Annotated in this window: 14 protein-coding genes; 9 read left to right on the plus strand and 5 right to left on the minus strand. The window is 73.6% G+C overall.

Features of this window, described 5'->3' with window-relative positions; translation table 11 throughout:
- The first annotated feature begins 261 nt into the window (after positions 1-261).
- The 6 genes from PHK61_RS20485 to PHK61_RS20510 all read left to right on the plus strand — a co-directional run bounded on the left by PHK61_RS20485 (position 262) and on the right by PHK61_RS20510 (position 6,361).
- Positions 262-1,935, plus strand: a complete 1,674-nt coding sequence (locus PHK61_RS20485; RefSeq protein WP_274282865.1) for a sugar transferase — start codon at positions 262-264, stop codon at positions 1,933-1,935.
- Between the two features lie 10 nt (positions 1,936-1,945).
- Entirely contained in the window at positions 1,946-3,241 is a 1,296-nt protein-coding gene (locus tag PHK61_RS20490; protein WP_274282866.1) for a class I SAM-dependent methyltransferase, read from the plus strand.
- Complete coding sequence (locus PHK61_RS20495; RefSeq protein ID WP_274282867.1) at positions 3,238-4,059, plus strand: glycosyltransferase family protein; 822 nt, start codon at positions 3,238-3,240, stop codon at positions 4,057-4,059. Before PHK61_RS20490 ends, PHK61_RS20495 begins: the two co-directional genes overlap by 4 nt.
- A gap of 3 nt (positions 4,060-4,062) precedes the next feature.
- On the plus strand, positions 4,063-4,719 hold the full coding sequence (locus PHK61_RS20500) for a PIG-L deacetylase family protein (protein WP_274282868.1): 657 nt from the start codon (positions 4,063-4,065) through the stop codon (positions 4,717-4,719).
- 27 nt (positions 4,720-4,746) lie between these two features.
- On the plus strand, positions 4,747-5,772 hold the full coding sequence (locus PHK61_RS20505) for an NAD-dependent epimerase/dehydratase family protein (protein ID WP_274282869.1): 1,026 nt from the start codon (positions 4,747-4,749) through the stop codon (positions 5,770-5,772).
- 163 nt (positions 5,773-5,935) lie between these two features.
- Positions 5,936-6,361 (plus strand): hypothetical protein, encoded by a 426-nt coding sequence (locus tag PHK61_RS20510; protein ID WP_274282870.1) that lies wholly within the window; start codon positions 5,936-5,938, stop codon positions 6,359-6,361.
- Between the two features lie 63 nt (positions 6,362-6,424).
- Here PHK61_RS20510 and PHK61_RS20515 read toward each other — a convergent pair whose 3' ends face one another.
- Entirely contained in the window at positions 6,425-6,967 is a 543-nt protein-coding gene (locus PHK61_RS20515) for a dTDP-4-dehydrorhamnose 3,5-epimerase family protein (RefSeq protein WP_274282871.1), read from the minus strand.
- Positions 6,968-7,018: 51 nt separating this feature from the next.
- Between PHK61_RS20515 and PHK61_RS20520 the strand changes: the two genes are divergently transcribed.
- Positions 7,019-8,155 carry a methyltransferase C-terminal domain-containing protein gene (locus PHK61_RS20520; RefSeq protein WP_274282872.1) on the plus strand — a complete coding sequence of 379 codons (1,137 nt, stop codon included), beginning with the start codon at positions 7,019-7,021 and terminating at the stop codon, positions 8,153-8,155.
- Positions 8,156-8,258: 103 nt separating this feature from the next.
- Here PHK61_RS20520 and PHK61_RS20525 read toward each other — a convergent pair whose 3' ends face one another.
- The 3 genes from PHK61_RS20525 to PHK61_RS20535 all read right to left on the minus strand — a co-directional run bounded on the left by PHK61_RS20525 (position 8,259) and on the right by PHK61_RS20535 (position 12,684).
- Complete coding sequence (locus PHK61_RS20525; RefSeq protein ID WP_274282873.1) at positions 8,259-10,226, minus strand: oligosaccharide flippase family protein; 1,968 nt, start codon at positions 10,224-10,226, stop codon at positions 8,259-8,261.
- A gap of 152 nt (positions 10,227-10,378) precedes the next feature.
- Positions 10,379-11,602: a glycosyltransferase gene (locus PHK61_RS20530; protein WP_274282874.1), complete on the minus strand. Its 1,224-nt coding sequence runs from the start codon at positions 11,600-11,602 to the stop codon at positions 10,379-10,381.
- Complete coding sequence (locus PHK61_RS20535) at positions 11,599-12,684, minus strand: glycosyltransferase family 2 protein (RefSeq protein WP_274282875.1); 1,086 nt, start codon at positions 12,682-12,684, stop codon at positions 11,599-11,601. Before PHK61_RS20535 ends, PHK61_RS20530 begins: the two co-directional genes overlap by 4 nt.
- A gap of 325 nt (positions 12,685-13,009) precedes the next feature.
- Between PHK61_RS20535 and PHK61_RS20540 the strand changes: the two genes are divergently transcribed.
- Positions 13,010-13,855 carry a polysaccharide lyase family 20 protein gene (locus PHK61_RS20540; RefSeq protein WP_274282876.1) on the plus strand — a complete coding sequence of 282 codons (846 nt, stop codon included), beginning with the start codon at positions 13,010-13,012 and terminating at the stop codon, positions 13,853-13,855.
- Positions 13,852-14,847, plus strand: a complete 996-nt coding sequence (locus PHK61_RS20545; RefSeq protein ID WP_274282877.1) for a hypothetical protein — start codon at positions 13,852-13,854, stop codon at positions 14,845-14,847. The genes PHK61_RS20540 and PHK61_RS20545 overlap by 4 nt, the downstream gene beginning before the upstream one ends.
- Before the next feature lie 3 nt (positions 14,848-14,850).
- Here the strand turns inward: PHK61_RS20545 and PHK61_RS20550 are convergent, their stop codons facing one another.
- Entirely contained in the window at positions 14,851-17,331 is a 2,481-nt protein-coding gene (locus PHK61_RS20550; protein ID WP_274282878.1) for an oligosaccharide flippase family protein, read from the minus strand.
- Between the last annotated feature and the right edge of the window lie 6 nt (positions 17,332-17,337).

A 17,337-nucleotide genomic window follows, 5' to 3' on the forward strand; every position in this document is an offset into this window, starting at 1 on the left:
GGGCGAGCCGCACCACCGTCCCCGCGCGGAGACCCCCGGGCGATACCGACCGCTGATACGCGAGGATGACGGAGGCGTCGGACCGCTCGCTCGTCCGGAGCAGCCGGATGAGGGGACGCGCCGTGACCTCACGTCGTCCGCCGCGTTGATCGAGAGGGGTGGAGGCAGGTGTGGGATCACGTCCGACCCTCGGGGCAACCCGGGCGCGACTCGGACGTCCCACGTCTCAGAAGAGCTGTCCATTCCGACGACGGGCACAGGGTGGAGGCCCACCCGACCCACGACGGGGGCGACGTGACGAACGGGCGAGCAGAGCTCGGCGAACAGCACGACCTCGTGCAGCGACCGCTGCGCGAGGTGGGCGGGCCCGCTGGCGGCCTCGCGGAGGACCTCACCGGCGGGCTGGTGGACGACCGGACCCCGATCGCGAGCTCCGAGGTGTTCGTCGAGCCCGCGCCCACCGCGCCCGGCTTCGTCCGCATCTGGGAGGACGAGGGCCCGGAGCAGCCGGGCAGCGTGGCGGTCGCGACCAGCTGGCAGCGCAAGTTCGCGCTGGCGGTTGCGGCCTCGGACCTGGCGACCCTCGCGGTCTGCGTCCTCCTCGGTGCCTTCATCGGCTTCGGGGAGGGCACCGAGGCTCCCTGGAGTTCGAACCCCTGGGCCATGGCCGGTGCGGTCGCCGTCATCGTCCCGCTGGCGATCGTCGCGTGCCGGGCGTGGGACCCCCGAACCCTCGGGCAGGGCGCCGAGGAGTGGAGCCGACTGATCCGGGCGTTCGTCTCCGCCGCGATCGTCCTGGGCCTCGGTGGTCTGGCGTTCGAGCGCCTCGGGGTGCGGCCGTGGGTGTTCGGCGTGCTGCCGGTCGCGGGCCTCGCCACGATGGCCGGCCGCTACCTGCTGCGCCGCTGGCTGCACCAGGCCCGCAAGCGCGGCCGCGGGATGCTGCCGGTGCTCGCCGTCGGCACCGAGCAGGCCGTGCGCGACCTCGTCGAGCGCACCCGCCGCGTGCCGCACATGGGCTGGGTGGTCATCGCCGCCTGCACCCCGACCGGTCTCGGCGAGGAGGGGCAGGGCCACGTGGCCGGCGTCCCGGTCATCGGCGACCTCGACGACCTCTCCTCCAGCGTGCGCAGCGGGCGCTACGGCGTCGTCGCCGTCGCCCCGACGCCGGGCTGGAGCCCGAAGCGCCTGCACCGCCTCGCGTGGGACCTCGAGGGCACCGGCTCGGAGCTCGTCGTCGACCCGGGCCTCATGGAGGTCGCCGGCCCGCGCCTGCACGTCGCGCCCGTCGACGGCCTGCCGCTGCTGCGCCTCACCGAGCCGCGCCTCTCGGGCGTGCCGCGCGTGTTCAAGCTGATGTTCGACCGGGTCACGACCGCCGCGCTGCTGCTCCTGCTGCTGCCGGTGTTCGCGGTCATCGCCGTGATCGTCAAGCTCGACGGCGGCCCGGTGTTCTACCGCCAGACCCGCGTCGGGCAGCGTGGCAAGACCTTCCGGATGATCAAGTTCCGGTCGATGGTCCCGGACGCGGACAAGCTGCGCGAGGACCTGCTCGCCGGCACCAACGACGGCTCCGGGCCGCTGTTCAAGCTGCGCAGGGACCCGCGCGTCACCCGGATCGGCCAGCTGCTGCGCCGCTACTCGCTCGACGAGCTCCCGCAGTTGTTCAACGTCATCGGCGGCTCGATGTCGCTCGTCGGTCCCCGCCCGCCGCTGCCGGGCGAGATCGACGCCTACACCGACGCCGCCAAGCGCAAGTTCCTCGTCCGGCCCGGCATGACCGGGCTCTGGCAGGTCAGCGGCCGCTCCGACCTGTCGTGGGAGGAGTCGGTCCGCCTGGACCTGCGGTACGTGGAGAACTGGTCGCCCGCGATGGACCTGGTGATCATGTGGAAGACGGTCTCCGCGGTGTTCCGCGGTGACGGTGCCTACTGAGACGGACGCCTTGGAAAAGATCATCTGCCGCCTCTGCGGCTCGGCCGACCTGGCGAGCTTCGTCGACCTCGGCGCGACCCCGCCCTGCGAGCTCTTCCTCACCGAGGAGGCCCTCGAGGCGCCCGAGCCGACGTTCCCGCTCCACCCGCGGGTCTGCCGCTCGTGCCTGCTCGTGCAGCTGCCGCCCCTGATCGACCCCGATGAGACGTTCACCGAGTACGCGTACTTCTCGTCGTTCTCGACGTCGTGGGTCGAGCACGCGCGGCGCTTCGTCACCGCCGCCACCGCGCGCGCCGGGCTGGGGCCCGACTCGCTGGTGGTCGAGGCGGCGAGCAACGACGGCTACCTGCTCCAGCACGTCGTCGCCGACGGGATGCGCGCGGTCGGCGTCGAGCCCAGCGCCAACGTCGGCGCGGCCGCCCGGGAGAAGGGCGTGCCCACGCTCACGGCGTTCCTGTCCCCGGAGACCGGCGCGGCCGTCCGCTCCGAGCACGGCCCCGCCGCCCTCGTCGTGGCGAACAACGTCTACGCGCACATCCCCGACGTGGTGGGCTTCACCCAGGGGCTGCGCGCGATGGTGGCCGACGACGGCTGGGTGTCGATCGAGGTGCAGCACCTGCTCACGCTGATGCGCCACCGCCAGTTCGACACGATCTACCACGAGCACTTCCAGTACTACACGCTCGGCACCGCGCAGAAGGCGCTGCGCTCGGGCGGTCTCGAGCTGGTCGACGTCGAGCTGCTCCCGACCCACGGCGGGTCGATCCGCTGCTGGGCGCGGCCGACCGAGCTGGGGGCGGACACGCAGCGCAGCGGAGCTGGACCAGGGTTGACGAGCGCGTCCCAGGCCGTCGCCGACGTGCTGGCCGAGGAGGCCGCCGCCGGGCTCGAGACGGTCGAGGGCCACGCCGGGTTCGCCGGCGAGGTCTCGCGCATCCGCAACGACCTCGTGCGCTTCCTCATCGAGGCCGCGGACGCCGGACGGACCGTCGCCGGGTACGGCGCCCCGGGCAAGGGCAACACGCTGCTGAACTACTGCGGCATCCGCCCGGACCTGCTCGCCTACACCGTCGACCGCAACCCCTACAAGCACGGCCGGTACACGCCGGGCACGCGGATCCCGATCCACCCGCCGGAGCGGATCGACGCCGACCGCCCCGACTACGTGCTGGTGCTGCCGTGGAACCTGCGCGAGGAGATCACCGCGCAGCTCGCGCACGTGGCCGACTGGGGAGGGAAGCTCGTGTACCCCATCCCCTCGCTGCAGGTGGTCGAGCCGGGCTCTGGCAAGGTTGTCGACCCGTGAAGGTCGTCCTCTTCTGCGGTGGCTACGGCATGCGGATGCGCAACGGTGACTCCGATGCCCCGAAGCCGATGCAGATGGTCGGGCCCCGCCCGCTCATCTGGCACGTGATGCGCTACTACGCGCACTACGGGCACAAGGAGTTCATCCTCTGCCTGGGCTACGGCGCCCACCACGTCAAGAACTACTTCCTCGACTACCACGAGACCGAGTCGAACGACTTCGTCATGCGCCATGGCGAGATCGAGCTGCAGGGCTCGGACATCGCCGACTGGACGATCCACTTCGTCCACACCGGCCTGGAGTCGCCGATCGGTGAGCGCCTGCGCCGCGTGCGCCACCTCGTGGAGGACGAGGACGTCTTCCTCGCCAACTACGCGGACGTGCTCACCGACGCCCCGATCGACGACATGATCGATCGCTTCCGGGGCTCGGACGCGACGGCGTCGTTGCTCGCGGTCCCGCCGCAGGCGGTGTTCCACATCGTGGACATCGACCCGGGCGAGCGGGTCAACTCGATCTACCCGGTCACCGACATGCGGATCCGCGAGAACGGCGGGTACTTCGCGCTGCGGCCCGAGGCGATCGACTACATCCCGGAGAACGGCGACCTCGTCGGCGACGCCTGCACCGCGCTGGCCAAGGAGGGCAGGCTGCTGTCCTACGTCTACGACGGGTTCTGGCAGCCGGCGGACACCCTCAAGGAGCGCAACGCGCTCGAGGCCGCCTACCGCGCCGGCACCCGGCCCTGGATGGTGTGGGAGCGCGAGCCCGAGCGCCCGCCGCTGGAGGGCCTCGTCGACGAGGCCCTCGGCCGCTGAGCCGTGCGCGCGCTGCTCCCCGAGACCGTCGACGAGCTGGTCCTGCTCGCCGCGCACTGCGACGACATCCCGATCGGCGCGGGCGGCACCGTCCTGACGCTCTGTCGGGCGCGTCCGGGCCTGCGCGTGCGCGCGCTCGTGCTCTCCGGCGGCGGGACGCCGCGGGAGGCCGAGGAGCGCGCCGCGCTGGCGGCGTTCTGCCCGGGCGCCGACCTCGCGGTCACCGTGCTCGACATGCCCGACGGGCGGCTCCCGACGCACTGGGAGTGGGCCAAGGAGCAGCTGGAGGCGTTCCGGCGCACCTGTGAGCCCGACCTCGTCCTCGCCGGTCACCGCGGTGACGACCACCAGGACCATCGCGAGCTCGCGAAGCTCGTGCCGACGGTGTTCCGCGACCACCTCGCGCTCGGCTACGAGATCCTCAAGGCCGAGCCGGACCTCGCCCAGCCGCCGCTGCTGTGGCCGCTGGCGCCCGACGTGGTCGCCGACAAGGTCCGGCTGCTGCACGAGCACTACCCGTCCCAGGTCGCCCGGGCCTGGTTCGACGAGGAGACGTTCCGGGGGCTCGCGCGCGTGCGCGGCGTGCAGGCCGGCGTGCGCTACGCGGAGGGGTTCCACCTGACGCGGGCGCTGCTGGGCGCCCCCGTACCGTCTGGCTGAGACCACTCCAAGGAGGGAACCGCCACGATGCGCGTCCTGCTCACCGGCCACCAGGGCTACCTCGGCACCCTCATGGCGCCGCTGCTCACGCAGGCGGGGCACGAGGTCACCGGGCTCGACTCGGGCCTCTACGCCGACTGCGTGCTGGGCGAGCTGCCCGCGGCCGAGCCCCCGGCGCTCGCCGTCGACCTGCGCGACGTCACCGTCGACCAGCTCGCCGGGTTCGACGCCGTCGTGCACCTGGCGGCGCTGTCGAACGACCCGCTCGGCGCCCTGGCGCCCCGGCACACCTACGACATCAACCACCACGCCTCCACCCGCCTGGCGCGGCTGGCGAAGGAGGCCGGGGTCGGCCGCTTCGTCTACGCCTCGACCTGCTCGGTGTACGGGGCGTCGGGCACCGAGGACGTGCTCGACGAGGAGGCGCCGATGAAGCCGGTGACCCCCTACGCGGAGTCGAAGGTGCGCGTCGAGGCCGACCTCGTCGACATGGCCGACGACGACTTCGTCCCCGTGTCGATGCGCAACGCCACCGCGTTCGGGTTCTCGCCGCGGCTGCGCGCCGACATCGTGCTGAACAACCTCGTCGGCCACGCCCTGCTCTCGGGCCGCATCCTGGTGATGAGCGACGGCACGCCCTGGCGCCCGCTGGCGCACGCCCAGGACATCGGCGGCGCGGTCGTCGCGGCGCTCGCGGCGCCGGCCGACACGGTGCGCGCGCAGGCGTTCAACGTGGGCTCGACGGAGAACAACGTCCAGGTGCGCGACATCGCCGACGCGGTGAAGGTGGCGGTGCCCGAGGCGGAGCTCGTCATCACCGGCGAGACCGGCGGCGACCCGCGCTCCTACCGGGTCGACTTCACGAAGATCGGCAAGATGCTGCCCGAGTTCCGGGCCGCGTGGTCGGTCGCCGACGGCGCCGAGGAGCTGATCCGGGAGTACCGGGCGCGCGGCCTGACCCAGGAGGCGTTCGACCGCCGCTTCACCCGCCTCGCGGTCCTCAAGGACCGCCAGGAGGCCGGCACCCTCGACGAGTCCCTGCGCCCCAGCTGAGGCCCGGCTCGGCTCCGCGGCGCGGCGGTCCCGCTCACGCACGGTCGCGAACTCGCGGGTGTCCCTGCTCCATCAGAGTGGCGTAACTTGTCGTCGGTATCGCTCTGTGGTCATCGTGCCCGCGTGACCCCGCCGTCCGGGCGAGGGGCGATGGGGGGCTCTCATGATGATGCGTTCGTTCCTCGGCCGTGGCGGGCTGGCCATCGCCGGCGCGTGCCTGCTGGCGGGTCTCGGTGCCGGCGTCGCGTCCGCGGCACCCGACCACTGCGTGTCGACGAACGGCACGGTGCGCGTCCAGCAGGGCACGGCGACGTGCTACTCGGAGGCCGGACGCGGCAACGTGGCCGTCGCGCACGGGCCGAACACGTACGCCGCGGCGGGCGACGAGCCGGGGGACGAGCACAACCGGGCACGGGTCCAGGGCGCGGACAGCACCGCCGTCTCGGGCAACGGGGACAACAACAGCGCGACCGCGCAGGGCACCGACACGGGTGCCCGGGCCGGCAACGGCAGCAACAACACCGCGGTCGCGCGGACCGACGGCTGCCGGGCGGACGCCCAGGGCCAGGGGACCAGGACCAGGTGCTGACACGCCCGTCCCCAGCTGACCCGCTGTGTGAGCGAACTTCGGGGCGATAGCCCCGAAGTTCGCTCACATCGAGGCGAGCAGGTCCTTCCAGGAGCCGGCGGTGCGGTCGCGCTCGGAGATCGCGGTGACCTCCAGCGGCCAGGTGATCGCGAGATCCGGGTCGTCGTGCGCGACGGCGACGTCCTCGCCGGGCGCGTGCGGGCGGTCGATGCGGTAGCAGACGTCCGCGACCTCGGTGAGCGCCTGGAAGCCGTGCAGCAGCCCCGGCGGCACGTAGAGGTGCCGGAAGTCCTCGTCGTCGAGGCGGAAGCTCTCCACCCTCCCGAACGTCGGCGAGTCCGGCCGGGCGTCCACGAGGACGTCGAGCACCGCCCCGTGCGCCACGCGGACCAGCTTGGCCTCGCCCCGCCCGCGGCGGCCGTGCATGCCGCGGAGGGTGCCCTGCCGGGAGCGCGACTGGCTGTCCTGGGCCTGCGGGCCCAGGTCGATGCCGTGCTCCGCGCCGATCGCCGCGTCGAACGTGCGGGTGAACAGCCCCCGGTCGTCGCGGTGCGGCGTGGGGACGAGCACCCGCACACCCTCGATACCTGCCGTGCGAACCTCCACCCGACGAACCCTGCCATCCCCGTGCGCGACGACCGCGAGAGGATCCCGCCCGTGGACCCCCGCCCCACCGATCCCTGCCGCTGGTGCGGCGCCGGAGAGGGCACCGTCGTGCTCGATCTCGGCGACCAGCCCGCCGCCGACCACTTCCCGGCCGCCGACGATCCCGGGCCCGACCCCGTGCACCCCCTGCGGATGTGGCTGTGCGGCACGTGCGGGCTCGCGCAGCTCGCCGAGGACCCGACGACCCCGGAGGAGCCCCGCGGGGCCGAGCCGGACGCGCTGGTGGCCCAGGCGCGCGACGCCGTGGCGCGTGTCGAGGCGGCGGGCCTGCTGCCGAAGGGGGGCACGGTGCGCGAGTTCGGCAGCCCGCACGGCGGCTCGTGGCTGGACCTGCTGGGCGCCGCGGGGCTCGAGGAGAGCGCCGGCGAGCCGGCGGACGTCGTCATCGACTGCTTCGGCCTCATGCACGCCGCCGACCAGCGTGCCGGGCTCGCCGAGCGGGTCGCGGCGACCGCTCCGGGCGGCGTGCTGCTGCTGCAGTTCCACACGCTCGCGGCGATCGTCGCCGACGGCGGCTGGAACGCCCTGCGCCACGGGCACTTCGCCTACTACGCGACCCCGGTACTCGCGCGGATGCTCGACGAGTTGGGTCTCGAGGCCACCCACGGCTTCCTGTTCGACCTCTACGGAGGCACCGTGCTGCTGGCCGCTCGGCGCCACGGCGTCGAGGGCCCGCGCGACCGTGCCGCGGTGGACGCGCTGCTGGAGCGTGAGACGGCGCTGGGCGTCACCGACCCGGCCGTCGTCGCCGGGCTCGAGGAGGCCGCGTCGCGCAACGCCGACGCCCTGCGCGCCCACCTCGAGGAGTCGCGAGCCGCCCGCCGCACCGTCCTCGGCTACGCTGCGGCCTCCCGCTCCGTGCCGCTGCTCAACCGCGCCGGGATCGGGGCCGACCTGCTGCCGGCGGTCGCCGACAGCTCGCCGGGCAAGCAGGGCCGCCGGTTCCCGGGCGCCGACATCCCGATCATCGCTCCGGACGCGGTCGCCGGGCGGCGCCCCGACGAGGTCGTGCTGTTCGTGACCGACATGCTCGCCGAGATGCGCCGCCGCATGCCCGAGGTGGAGGCGGGCGGCGGGACGTGGGTGGTCGTCGATCCCGTCGTGCGGCGGGTCGCGCCCGCGCGCTGACGCCGGCCGCGAGATCCCTGGTTCGGGGACGATCGCTCGCGCAGGTGGAGGAGGATTCGTCACCGGGATCGCGATCACGCGATGGGCACGTCGGGACCGGTGGTCAGTCCCGCCCGCGCCGGACCGTCGTCAGCGCGACCGTCGGGTGCCCGGCGACCGGTCCCTGCGGCACCGGCGTGCCCACCGGCGGGCTCTCGGGCGGGCCTGCCGGCGGCTCGGCGAGGGCGTGGCGCGCCCGGCCCGTGCGCCCGGAGCGCGCGGCGCGGTCGAGCGCGGCGGTGAGGGCCTCGGAGACGGCCGGGGAGAGCCCGGTCGTGGCCTCGTGCGGCGCGTCGGGGCGACTGTGGCGGCCTCGGCGGCCCTGGCTCGCGAGGCGCTGCGTGGCGTGGTCGCCGAGAGCGAGGACGATCGTGGGGACGTCGAAGAGGTGATCCTCGCCGTGGCGGGTGTCGTCGGGGCCCTCGTCGTCCACGGGTGCGTCTGCCCCGCTCCCACCACGCCGCCGGAGCTTCACGAGCAAACCCTTGAGCTCGGCCACGGTGGCGGGCGCGAGCACGGCCAGGACGGCGAGGTAGACCGCGGCGAACAGCACGGCGTCGGCGAGCAGGTAGAGCAGGCCGAGCACGAGCGGGCGGGTGTCGGACTGCAGCACGAGGTGCTCGAGCGCCCACGTCGCCGCGCCGGCCGCGACGCCCGCGACCAGCGGCGGGAGCAGCACCCGCACCAGCTCGCTCCACAACACCTTCACCAGCGGTCGCGCCAGCGCGACGGTGAGGATGCCGCCCATCATGCCCTCGATCGACACGGCGAGGCCGACGCCGAGCAGCCCGAGGGGCAGCAGCGCGATCAGCCCTCCGATGCCGAGCACGAGGGAGACCGCGGTGGCCCAGTGCAGCCGCTTGCTCGCGCCCGCTCCCTTGATCGACTCGACGCCGATCGCGTTGAGCGCCGTCCCTGGGCCGAATCCGGCCATCGCCGCCACGAAGACGCCGGCCGGCGCCCACTGCGGGCCGAGGAGCACGACGATCGCGGGCCCTCCGGCGGCGACCAGGAACGCGCCGAGCGGGACCGTCGCCGTCCACAGCAGCCGCAGAGCCCGCACGAATCCGCGGCGGAAGCGCACGGCGTCCGAGGAGATGCGCGAGAACGCCGGGAACAGCACGTAGGACGCGACCTGAATGATCGCCTGACCGGGCAGGATCCCGATCCGGCGCCCGTAGCGGTACTGGCCGGCCGTGGCGATGTCGAGGCTGCGCCCGACGATCGACTGCTGCGCGATCTCCCGCGCGTCCTTGGCCAGGTTCTGGACGATCATCGGGAAGGCGTAGCGCGCCATCTCGCGCCAGAGCCGGTAGCTGAAGCGGCCCTTGCCGGGGCGCCAGCCCGCCAGGCCCCACGCGGCGACCAGCGTGGCGATCTGCGACGCATAGAGCCCGATCACCATGCCCCAGACCCCGAGGCCCAGGGCGCAGAGCGTCACGGTGACGACGGCGAAAGAGCCGGCCGTCAGCGGGTCGACGATGAGCCGGCGCTTGAAGTTGAACCGGCGCTGCATGAGCGCCTCGGGCACGTTGAGCAGCGAGTGCACCAGCAGCGTGCCCGACGTCGCGGCGGCGATGAGGGCGACGAGGTGGTCGCCGAAGAACAGCGCCAGCAGCGGAGACGCGGCCAGCGCGGCGGTGGACATGAGCACGCCGGTGACGAGGCTCGCCCAGAACGCCGTGTTGGCGGCGTCCTCGACGTCGGTCTCGCGGTGGATCAGCGCCGCACGCATCCCGCCGTCGGCCATCACGATCATGAAGTTGGCGAAGATCGTGCCGAGCGTGAACGCCCCGATCTCCGCCGGCGAGAGCAGGCGGGCCACGACGACCGTCTGCGCCAGCGAGATCAGCTGGGTGACGAAGAGCATCGAGGCGGAGATCGTCGCCCCGCGCTTGAGGGTCCGGCTGAGCTTGTTCAGTGAGGGATTGTGGCCCGCGTCCCGGGCGCCCTCGTCCGCCGCAGTACCGATCCCGTCACCGGTTCCTGCGGTCGTCGGGGGGCGGCCGTGGCCGTCGGGCGGACCTGTCATGGGGGAGCGGACCGAGGACCGTGGTGGGGGAGCGGAGGCCGATCGCACCGACGGTCCGGCGGCACGACACCGCGATCAGTCTAGGCGCTGAGGGTCCCACGGTCGCACGGCGTATTGCATTGCTCACCCAAGGTGAGAACGTTCCCGAACGATCACACGCCCGGGCGGCGGGCCCCCGACGGTTGCGCCTCGAACAGGCGTCGCCAGGCGCGGCCGATGACCTCCCAGCGATAGTGCTCGTCCACGAGCGAGTGAGCCGCGGTCCGCAGCGCCTCGCGGCGCGCCGGGGCGTCGAGGACCGCGAGCACGGCCGCCGCGAGGTCGTCCGCCTCGTCGGCCACGACGACGTGCGTCCCGTCCACGACGTCGGGCAGTGCCTCGACGCCGAGGGCGGTGGTGACGACCACCAGACCCAGCCCGAAGGCCTCGAGCACCTTGTTCTTCAGTCCGCTGCCCGACCGCATCGGGTTGATCATGATGGGGTAGCGGCGGACGACCGGGCGCAGGTCGTCGACCCAGCCGGTGAGCGTCATGAGCGGCTCGCGGCCGGCGATCTCGACGAGCCAGTCCGGGGCCCCGGCGCCGACGATGCAGAGCTCCACGCCCTCGTGGCGCAGGGTCGGCAACCACACCTGGTGCACGAAGAACCAGAGGGCGTCCCGGTTGGGGCCGAACGTGAGGTTGCCCCAGAACGCGACGCCGCGGCGCTCGCCGGGCTCGCCCAGCGGTCCGGCGAACGCCTCGTCGACGCCGTTGGGGACGACGCCCACGGTGCCGGGGGCGCGCCCGCCCTCCACGGCCCGCGAGTCGGCGCCGCTGATCGTCACCACACGGTCGAAGCGCTGGGCGAAGCGCGATTCGGTGGCGCGCTTCCGGTGGACCTTCAGCCTGTCCTTCCAGCGCCGCAGCCCCTGGGCGGGGGTCGAGCTCCACGCGAGCGAGCGGTGGGTGGTCAGGGCCGTCGAGTCGCACACGTCGAGGGTCACGCGCGGGCCGTGCAGCGTGGCCGCCAGCTCGGCGACGTCGCCGCCGAAGACCACGACGTCGGTGATCCCGCGCTCGTCGACGATCTCCTGCAGGCGGGCGGCGGCCCGGGCGAACTCCGCCGGGTGGAACGCCTCGAGCACGTGGTCGTCGGAGCGGCGCAGGTGCCGGCGCAGGCTCTTGGCCGGCCCGGTGAGCGCGGGCAGCTCCTCGGTGCTCGCGAACAGGTCCTCGGTGCCCGGCAGCCCGGGCCCCGCCGGGCCGAGGGGCTCCATCGGCGCGATCACGAGGTGGGCCTCGCCCGGCAGGTGGGCGCAGAGGTGCGCGACGCGGATGTCGTAGCCGCTCTGGCGCGACTCGAGCCGGCGGGACGTCAGGACCAGGAACGTCACTCGGATCTCCGGGAGGCCGGGCGGAAGCGGTCGAGCCAGTCGGCCGACCACAGCGCCCGCCAGCCCTTCTGCAGGTTCTGCTTGACGGGGTGGACGGCGCCGAGCACGCCCGGCGCGAAACGCAGTCCGGCCAGCACCGCGGCGCTGCGGGCGCTGTGGCGCAGCGCGTACGCCGCGCGGACGTGGCTGCGGGCGGCCTCGAGGTCGCCCTCCCGGAACGCGAACCGTGCGCGGCGGATGTGCTGCTCGTAGCGGACGCGCCGCACGACCCGGTCGAGCGCCTCCTGCGCGTCCGGGTCGCCGGAGCGCTCGACGGCGTTGCGCATCGCGCGCTCGCGCTGGGCCTCGAACCGCTCGATGCGCTCGTTGTCGTTGGGTCTGCTCACCGAGCCGGCCTGCACGCGGAAGCGCCCCAGCCGGTCGGGGATCACCCGGACGTCGTGCCCCTTGACGATCATGCGGAGCCAGAAGTCGAGGTCGTCGACGAGCGGGGTCTCCGAGGTCATGCCGTCGAGCTCGTCCCAGACCTCGTGGCGGATCGCGGCCGTGTAGTACGGGCTGGGCCCGTCGATGACGTCGGCGAGCCGCAGTGGCGCGTGGCCGTCCGGCGTGCCCCGCACCCCCGCGTCGGTGAGGTAGCTGTGCGCGAGGCGCCGCTCGCCGGGATCGACGAACTGGAAGGCGTCGGTGGTCACCGCGGCGACGTCCGGGTCGGCGTCGAGGAGCTCGCCGGTGCGCGCGCAGAACTCCGGCACGACGGCGTCGTCGGAGTTCAGCGGCACGAGGTACCGCCCGGTGGCGAGCGCGGCGGCGGCCATCGTCCCGCCGCTCGCGCCGGCGTTCTCCTGGCGCGTGAAGCGGATCCGCGGGTCGACGAGGTAGGGCTCGATGGCGGCGGCGATCTCGTCGTCCCAGCCGTTGTCGACGACGACCAGCTCCCAATCGGTCCGCGTCTGCGCGAGTACCGACTCGATCGTCCGCGGCAGCGTGTCCGCCGTGCGATAGGCCGTCGTGAGGAAGCTGAACGCCGGGCGCGACGCTCCCGGACCCGCGGACGGGTCCTCCTGCGTCCTGCTCGTCACGATCACCGACCCCCCGGTGGGCTGCACCGCGCGCCTCTCATCTGCCGTCCGCCGGGTCACGGACGGGTGGACGTTCCTGATCAGGCGTCTCTCCAGAAATGTATCGGGCGGCGTCTCCCGCCCCGTCCTGCGCCCCCACCGAGCTGTGGATCCGCGCACCGGGCGTTTGCCCTACCCCGTCGGACGTCTCGTGACCTCGCCGGAACGTGTGCCTTGCGGCCATGCGCGACGAACGGCCAGTCTGCTGCGCCGAGTGGTAAACCAATGAGGCTCAATCAAGCCAGTGTGACGAGTGGTGCGACGAGCGGTGGGTAAAGGGGTTTCGATGGACATGAACGGTCGGCGACGCATCCGGCCCGTCGCGCCCGGACGGGGCCGGCGCGTGGCCGGGGCCGCCCTGGGGTGGGCCGTGCTCGGCCTCGCGGGTGGTGTCGTGGGCGCCCCGTCCGCCGGCGCCGCACCCCCTGCCGTCCCGACCGTCGAGGTCGTCGGCAACCCCGTCTTCGTCGGTGACTACGAGACCGGCGACTTCGGCCAGTGGGGCATCTGCCAGACCGCGACGATCAACTCCGACTGCGCGGGGTTCGGCGGCGACCGGACGATGCGGATCGTCACCGACGACGTGCGCCAGGGCCGCTACGCCGCCCAGTTCGACCTGGCCCCCGGCGACGTCCCCGACTTCGGCGGCGGCGAGCGCGCCGAGGTCCGCTCGGATGCCGAGGGCGCGGTCGTCAAGGAGGGCGACGAGCGCTGGTACCAGTGGTCGATGAAGTTCCCGGCGGACTTCCAGGACCCGACCGGGGTGTGGTTCATCGTCATGCAGTGGCACGCCGGCGACGGTTCGCCACCGCTCGCCATCAACATCAGCAACGAGGGCACCGTCGACATCGGCGGAGATGGGCTCAAGGGCGAGCCGCGGCCGACCATCGGGCCGGTCCGCCGCGGCGAGTGGGTCGATTACACGCTGCACGTGAAGTTCTCCCGCAGCTCCGAGGACGGCTTCGTCGAGGCCTGGGAGAACGAGTCCCAGACCGTGCCGCGCACCGCCCGGGCCTCGATGACCAGCGACTCGAACTACCTCAAGCAGGGCATCTACCGCGACACCGGCCCGGCGACGTCGGTGCGGATCGACGGGCTGCGCGTGACGGCGCCGGGGGTGGCGCTCCCGTGACCCGGCTGCTCGCACCGTTGCTGGCGCTGCTCACCGTCCTCGCCACCGCCGGCACCGCGGTCGCCCTGCCCGATGCCACACCCACCACCCGTGACGTCTACGCCCGACCCTTCGCGTGGGACTCGATCTGGAACCTGCCGCTGGCGCGGAGCGCGCAGTACCAGGCCTATGACCCGCAGATCGGCGACGTGTACCCCGACATCGAGAACATCTCGGTGGACCCCGACGCGCCCGTGCGAACCCTCGACGGCGACCCGGGAGGGTCGGTGCTCGTCGACCCCGAGCTCACCGCCGACGGCAGCTGGAACAACTGCTCGACGCTGCTCGCCGACACCCCGGACCGCGTGACGATCGTGCAGGGCCAGCCGATGACCCTGGAGGCCGGCGGCGACCCGTCCTGGGACCACGGATGGGCGGCACAGTCGCTCACCGGCGCCGGCATCGAGGGCTGCCACGGCGGGTCGGGCATGTCCGGGATCGGCGGCACGATCCGCGAGGGTGAGCTGAGCGGCCCGGAGCCGCTGCGCCACGCGCTGAAGTTCAGCCTGCCATGCACCACCAGCTGCTCGGCGGAGGGCGGTGGCTTCCGCTGGCCCGCGGTCAAGGCCGACTCCGGCTACGAGGGCAAGTACGGCGGCGAGAACCCCGAGGTCCACATGGGGTCGCTGCTCGCGCTGCCGCCCGACACCGACCTCTCCGCCGTCACCGAGCCCGACGTCCGCAAGGTCGCGGAGGCGCTCATGACCTACGGGGGCTACGTCGTCGATGAGACCGGCGGCGCGCCGTCCGGATCGTTCGACGTGCAGTCGACCGCGCTCGACGAGTTCCCCAACATCAGCTCCGCGCAGATGCTGGACCTGCTGACGAAGCTCGCGGTGGTCACGAACAACGCCCCGGAGACCCCCGGCGGCGGAGCGCTCGGCACGCCCCGGCGCGCCGACTGCGCGCCGCCGTTCGCCGACGGTACCGGCGGTGCGCCGCCCGGCTGCTGACGGTCAGCGCCGGCGACGGTCGTCGGACGGGCTCGGCGCCTCGTCCTCGGCCCCGGGGACCTCGACGAGCGGGACCAGGCGGCCCTTGCCCTTGCCCTCGCCCTTGCCGCTGCCGTTGCTCGTGCCGTGGCCCGGGGTGCTGCCGATCGTCTCGGTGGCGGGCGGCCCGTCGGGCGCCTCGGCGCCGGCGCCCCCGGTCTGCGCGCTCAGGGTCCGGGTGGTGTCGCTGCCGTCCGCGGCGTCTGCGTCGGCGGCGGATCGGGCGCTCATGGTCCGGGTCGCCTCGACATCCTCGTCGCTCTCCTCGCCGTTCTCACCGTTCTCGCTCTTCTCGGCGGCCCCGGCCGGTGCAGGTCCGGATGACGGGTGCGAGCGGGTGGCCATGGTCTCGGTCGCCGCCTCGTCGCGCTCGTCGTCGGTGCCGTCGTCGGGTGCGGTGTCCGGGGACGGCGTCGCGCGCGAGGACTTGCGCACGGTGGCCTGCACGCGCGCCTTCGGGGCGGCGGGCACCTCGGCCGTCTCCGGGGCCGGGGTCGGGGGGATCGCCGTGGTCGGGGCGTCGAGGCCGACGCTCTCGAAGCGACGGGCGCGGTCGTCGGCACCCGTGGACGTCGGCGCCGGGGTGGGCCGCGGCGGCCGGGCCGGCGGCGCGACGCGGCGCGGGAGCGCGGGACGCGGGGCCGCCATCGCGGGCCGGAACGGCGAGTAGACCTGCTCGGTCGGGCCGTAGAGGCCGAGGATCGGCAGGACCTCGGTGGGCGCGTCGAGGAACTCGGGCTGGTCGTCGGGGGGCGGACCGGTGGGCCCGCCGGTGTCGCCGTCGCCGTCGCCGTCGCCGTCGCCGTCGTCCCCGTCGTCCCCGTCCCCGCCGCGGCGGCGCAGCACCCCGTCGCGAAGCTCGCGGATGGCGTCGGGGGCCATGAGGTAGAGCAGCCCGCCGAAGATGCCGAGCAGCAGCAGGCCCTCGAGCGCCAGGAAGACCATTCCGATGACGACCGGCTGCTGGTCGGCGTGCACCACCCCGTGCTCGAGGTAGCCGACGACCCCGGCGGCGACCGTGGCCGCCACCAGCGGCGGGGTGAGCACGCGGGCGAGGTCGCCCAACGACACCCCGGCCAGGCGGCGGGCCAGGAGGAGCGCCACGACGCCGCCGACGAGGGAATCGATGGACGCGGCGAGGCCGACGCCGAGCAGGCCGTAGGGCAGCAGCAGGACCAGGCCGCCGATGCCGACGACGATGCTGAGCACGGTGAGCCAATTGATGAGCTGGCTGCGCCCGGCCCCCTTGATCGACTCCATGCCGATCGCGGCCATCGCCACGCCGGGGCCGAAGCCGGCCATGGCGGTGACGAACAGGCCCGCCGGCCGCCACTGCTCGCCCAGCAGCACCACGATCAGCGGCTGCCCGAGGGCGACGAGCACCGCGGCGAACGGGGTGGTGGCCACCCACAGCATGCGCAGCGAGCGCAGCAGCCCGTCGCGGAAGCGCGTCACGTCGACGGCGATGCGGGCGAACGCGGGGAACAGCACGTACGAGGCGACCTGGATGATCGCCTGACCCGGGAGGATCGCGATCCGGCGCCCGTAGCGGTACTGGCCGGCCGAGGCGACGTCGAGGCGGCCGCCGACCAGGGCGGACTGGACGGCCTCGCGGGCCTGGTCGACGACGCTGGAGACGATCAGGGGCCCCGCGTAGCCGGCCATCTCGCGCCAGATGCGGAACACGAAGCGGCCCTTGCCCGGCCGCCAGCCCGCGAGCGCCCAGCAGGCGACGAGCGTGGCGAGCTGCGAGGCGTAGAGGCCGATGACCATGCCCCACACGCCGAACCCGAGCAGGGCGAGCGTGACCGTGACCAGCGCGAAGGTCGATGCGGTGGTCGGGTCGACGATGAGGCGGCGCTTGAAGTTGAACCGCCGCTGCATCAGCGCCTCGGGAACGTTGAGCAACGAGTGGATCAGCAGCGTGCCGCAGGTCGCGGCGCAGATCAGGCCGACGAGCCGGTCGTCGAAGTACAGCGCGAGCAGCGGCGCCGACGCGAGCGCCACGAGCGACATGGCTGTGCCGGTCACCAGGCCGACCCAGAAGACGGTGTTGGCGGCGTCCTCGATCTGGCGGCCGCGCTGGATGAGCGCGGCGCGCATGCCGCCGTCGGTCAGCGTCGTCAGGAAGTTCGCGAAGATCGTGCCGAGCGTGAACGTCCCGATCTCGGCCGGGCTCAGGATGCGGGCGACGACGATCGTCTGCGCCAGCGAGATGACCTGGGTGAAGACCAGCGCGACCGAGGCGAACTTGGCGCCCGAGCGCAGCCGCGAGCCGAGGCCCTCGAGGGAGGGATCGTGCTCGCTGTCGGGGACCTCCGAGGCGCGCGGGTCGTGCGTGTCGGGGTCGCGGACGCCGAGGTGCGTCGTCGCCGCGTCGAGGCCCGCCGTCCCCGCGGGGGTCTGCGGGCCCTCGGCGTCCGGGGGCTGCGGTGGCTGGCTCATGCTTCC

Source organism: Actinomycetospora lutea (assembly GCF_028737205.1).
Taxonomy (GTDB): Bacteria; Actinomycetota; Actinomycetes; order Mycobacteriales; family Pseudonocardiaceae; genus Actinomycetospora; species Actinomycetospora lutea.